Origin of the sequence: Bartonella sp. AC158YNML, assembly GCF_042196725.1 — a bacterium.
Classification (GTDB): Bacteria; Pseudomonadota; Alphaproteobacteria; order Rhizobiales; family Rhizobiaceae; genus Bartonella.
The window spans coordinates 1-1,757 of the sequence record NZ_JBHIQU010000059.1 but is presented as its reverse complement, the minus strand read 5'-3'; the positions used below and the strand labels follow the sequence as shown (position 1 = coordinate 1,757).

Genomic DNA, 1,757 nt, shown 5'->3' with positions numbered 1-1,757 from the left:
TTGCCAATTTTATTCCCAGCATTCTCAGCAGCCTTAACCACTGCTTCTTTTAAAATGCGCGTCACTTTATTTGGAACACCTTTGACACGCCCCATTCCTGCCTTAGGAGGTTTATATTTTTTCTTTGTTTGAGAAATCTGTTCTGTATTTTGTGATGTCATAAAATACGCCCTCCAGATAATAAAAAACCCCGCATTTGCGAGGATTTTGAACTGTATCTTACCCTCATTTAGATACAATACGACCAGTGCCGTATTGTCATTAAATACGATTTGCTACACTTTGTCAACATAAAAATAACACATATTGATAATTTCAAAGGGAATCGGTTAAGCAGTGTTCTAAACAGTGGATCGTCAAAAAAGAGAAGATAATGATTATAGAAAATTTATGCTTTATTGGAGTTTTGATAGCATTGTTTTTATTAATGCTATTCAATGCAATACATGCCATTAAAAAAGCAGGAAAAAAAGGGAAAGAAATAGTTGCATACTGCACTGTACTATTTTTACCAACGTTTGTTCCATGGATTCCTACACTTATAATATTTAATTCTAACCTTATAGGAAATGATCTACAAGAAAAAGTGGCTGCTCTATTGCTAGCTATATCTGCCGTGAGTTTTATCATGTCATGTATAATGATAAAAACAATGCGTGAAGATGGTCTACAAGATAACATTAAAGATATAGCTTTAATAACTTGTGGAATACCACTTCTAATTTGTGGTTTCATTGGTGGTATAATTGCACTTTTTATGTGGAATATAACAATAGGGATAATAATTTTAGGGTTATTAGTTTTAATCGGTATAGGTATAAAAGAACGTTTGAGAGTGATTTTGGGAATAATTGGAGTAATATTGGGGTTAATACTAACGATAGCGTTGATCAAGTTTATTTGGAAAATTGTCTAATGAAAAGTACTTCTGAAGCGCATTAAGAGCAACGCGTAATGAATTCACAAGGTGTGGTAGCATTTGATCTTCTACAACGAGGTACTGTAGCGCTGCATAAAGGTTATACTGTCTATAGAGGCATTGGGCTTCTTTTAGTGCCTCTTGCACGGCTTGATAGTGATTTGTTGCTTTTTGAACCCATTGTTCAAAACTATCTGGATCTGAATTTGTAGACACATCATCATAAATCGCATTAGGCAAGCCTTTTGCACAAAGGTAATTATTTCTTATCTGTAGGTACTGTTGCGCGGCATCATATTGCTCTTGTGTAAGCACGCCTTGTAAACAAAGACGCCCAATATAAGACCCAGAAAGTGGATTTTTTGCCTCCTGTAGCGTTAAACCGAAGCGCTTTGCACGCATTTCTATTGCCAATTTATCAACGGCTTCACGGGGTGCTTTTGCACGTGATATACGCCCATTTGCTTCTCTTACCTGCCCTGCTATTTTAGGGCGTCCCCTCTTTTTATTTTTTTTCACAACACCGCCTTCTATTTAAAAAGGAACGCTATCATTCATAACGGTATGAGACGTATCAAGAGGCTTGTGAAAGCTTCTCTCATAAGGAGATGACTGCTCTTGATTATCATCATTTTTGCCATCTAAAAGCTTTAAGTCGCCTTTGTACTTAGGCAAAATGATTTCTGTTACATACCGATCAATACCGTTTTTATCTTGCCATTTACGCGTTTGAAGCTGTCCCTCGATATAAACTTTGCTGCCTTTGACAAGATATTGATTTATAATGATAATTTAGCATTATTCATATGGAATTAAAGACCAGAATAACGTAAGATTC

The 1,757-nt window shown here is 35.8% G+C and carries 2 protein-coding genes and 1 pseudogene; 1 reads left to right on the top strand and 2 read right to left on the bottom strand.

Translation table 11 applies throughout. From position 1 onward, the window contains the following. Positions 1 to 373: 373 nt before the first annotated feature. Positions 374 to 916 carry a hypothetical protein gene (locus ACFIM1_RS09195; protein ID WP_375608856.1) on the top strand — a complete coding sequence of 181 codons (543 nt, stop codon included), beginning with the start codon at positions 374 to 376 and terminating at the stop codon, positions 914 to 916. Here ACFIM1_RS09195 and ACFIM1_RS09190 read toward each other — a convergent pair. Together ACFIM1_RS09190 and ssb are read right to left on the bottom strand one after the other, a co-directional pair. Beyond that, positions 875 to 1,438, bottom strand: coding sequence for a hypothetical protein (locus ACFIM1_RS09190; RefSeq protein WP_375694679.1), 564 nt, complete (start codon positions 1,436 to 1,438; stop codon positions 875 to 877). The two genes, ACFIM1_RS09195 and ACFIM1_RS09190, sit on opposite strands and share 42 nt — an antisense overlap. Before the next feature lie 15 nt (positions 1,439 to 1,453). Continuing rightward, a pseudogene (gene ssb / locus ACFIM1_RS09185) lies at positions 1,454 to 1,696 on the bottom strand (single-stranded DNA-binding protein); the annotation flags it as partial. Between the last annotated feature and the right edge of the window lie 61 nt (positions 1,697 to 1,757).

What these genes read in the sequence shown, in the direction of transcription:
- ACFIM1_RS09195 (WP_375608856.1), top strand. Translation starts at nt 374, where the DNA reads ATGATTATAGAAAATTTATGCTTTATTGGAGTTTTGATAGCATTGTTT.